The sequence below is a fragment of the Bradyrhizobium oropedii genome (genome assembly GCF_020889685.1).
Taxonomy (GTDB): Bacteria; Pseudomonadota; Alphaproteobacteria; order Rhizobiales; family Xanthobacteraceae; genus Bradyrhizobium; species Bradyrhizobium oropedii.
In genome coordinates, this window is sequence record NZ_JACMYO010000404.1 from 1 (window position 1) to 1,833 (window position 1,833).

2 protein-coding genes and 1 pseudogene are annotated in these 1,833 nt (G+C 64.4%); all 3 read right to left on the reverse strand.

What is annotated here, in order from left to right; all coding sequences use genetic code 11:
- Positions 1–81 precede the first annotated feature (81 nt).
- Positions 82–1,239, reverse strand: a complete 1,158-nt coding sequence (locus H8A95_RS42845; RefSeq protein WP_229188428.1) for a glutathionylspermidine synthase family protein — start codon at positions 1,237–1,239, stop codon at positions 82–84.
- Between the two features lie 32 nt (positions 1,240–1,271).
- Positions 1,272–1,487 (reverse strand): hypothetical protein, encoded by a 216-nt coding sequence (locus H8A95_RS42850; protein WP_229188429.1) that lies wholly within the window; start codon positions 1,485–1,487, stop codon positions 1,272–1,274.
- Positions 1,488–1,600: 113 nt separating this feature from the next.
- Positions 1,601–1,833 (reverse strand): annotated as a pseudogene (locus tag H8A95_RS42855) (hypothetical protein); the annotation flags it as partial.

Consider the following 1,833-nt stretch of genomic DNA (forward strand, 5'->3'; position numbering starts at 1 on the left):
GCACGGCCACAGTCGGGCCGTCGATCCTTCGAGACGCGCTGCGCGCTCCTCAGGATGACGGACAAGACATAGTGCGTGTCCTCACAAAATCGCGTGCGGCAGGAAGCGCGATGTGTTGCCGGTGATCGGATTTTCGTCTTCTCGAATCGACAGTCCGCAAGGCGTGTGGTCGACCAGCCAGCTTCCGAGCACGGGATACTGCCCGGAAAAATTCGGCAACGGGGCCAGTGCCTGCCGGATGAAACCTTCGGCGCCGTAAGGGCCTTGCTCCGCGACCAGCGTGATGCCGGCGCTAACCAGCTCGACATTGGCGCCCTCGCGCGAATAGATCGGCTTGCGCACGAACGAGCTGCCGAGCTGCGCGGCTTGCGGGTCGTCCTCGAAATAGGCCGGCAGCAGATTGGGATGGCCCGGAAACATCTCCCACAACAACGGCAGGATGCCCTTGTTGGACAGGATCACCTTCCACGGCGGCTCGATCCATTGCGTCGGCGCGGAGCTGAGGTTCTTGCCGAATGCGTCGTGAAACATCCACTCCCATGGATAGAGCTTGAAGGCGAGTGCGATCGGGCGTTCGTCGAGGTCGACGAACTGGCCGTCGCTGCGCAGCCCGATCTCTTCGATGTCGAGCAGCGTGGTCTTCAGCCCGGCTTGCGCCGCGGTGTCCTCGAGATAGGCGAGCGTGCCGGCGTCCTCTGCATTTCCGGTCAGTCCGGTGAGATGCAGCGGGTGGTTGGCGCCGATTGTTGTCCAGGCCTCGATCAGCCGGTCGTGGATCGAATTGAACTGGTCGGCGCGCTTCGGGATGATGTTGCGTTCGATCGCCTGCTCGAGCCAGGTCCATTGAAACACCGCCGCCTCGAAGATCGAGGTCGGCGTGTCTGCATTGTATTCGAGCAGCTTGGCCGGGCCGCTGCCGCTGAATTTGAGGTCTAGCCGGCCGTAGAGGCTCGGGTCCTTGCGGCGCCAGCTCGCCGCGATCAGCTCCCAGAACGCTTGGGGTATTTTCAGCCGGCGCAGATATTGCTCATCCTTGACCGCCCGTCCGGCGAGCTCGAGGCACATCCCGTCGATCTCGCCGGTCGGTGCCTCGATATCGCGCTCGATCTCGTCGAGCGTGAAGGCGTAATAGGCGCGCTCGTCCCAGTAGTGTTCGCCGTCGATGGTATGGAAGGTGAAGCCGGCGTTCTCGGCGGTCGTTTGCCAATCGTCGCGCTCGGAACATGCGATGCGTTGCATGAAGGGGACCGTGATCGCTCGTCAGTTTCGTTTCAGCCGCCGCCATGCGAAGGATAGTCGTAGTGGGCGATGGTGCGGGGCGCGCTGCCGAAGCCACCCGCTGGCGACACTTGCATGGGCTTCCGCTTGGTTTTGTGTCCGGCGTGGCGATGTTGGCTGCGCGCCTGGCTTGGCGTCAGGCTCATCGACGCTGCGCCGATCGCGACGCTTCCCATCAATTTCAGCCATACGCGGCGAGAGCGCTTCATCGACGCGATCCTTGACGCGATCCTTAGCCATCAGCCGCGCCGAGTTTCCACCAGGTGCGGTCGCCGGGCAAGCGAAAGCGCGATGACGCACCGATGACGCGGTGAGGCGCTTGTCAGCCACCGCCGAAGCCGAACGCATGCGCGAACGAGCCGAAGCCGCCGCGGCTGACCGACGAGCTTGACGACGAACTCGACGAAGAGGACGAGCCGCTCGACGAGGAGCCGCTGCTGTAGAAGCTGCTGTGCGACGAGCCGCCGCCGCTGCCGCCCGATCCGGATGACGAACCGCGCGGCCCGCAATCGGCGCCCGGTTGCGGCGGGACCGGCGCGGTAACGCCCGGAGGCG

Excerpts from the sequence above, each read along its gene's own strand:
- H8A95_RS42850 (WP_229188429.1), bottom strand. The coding sequence starts at position 1,487 with ATGAAGCGCTCTCGCCGCGTATGGCTGAAATTGATGGGAAGCGTCGCG.
- H8A95_RS42845 (WP_229188428.1), bottom strand. The coding sequence starts at position 1,239 with ATGCAACGCATCGCATGTTCCGAGCGCGACGATTGGCAAACGACCGCC.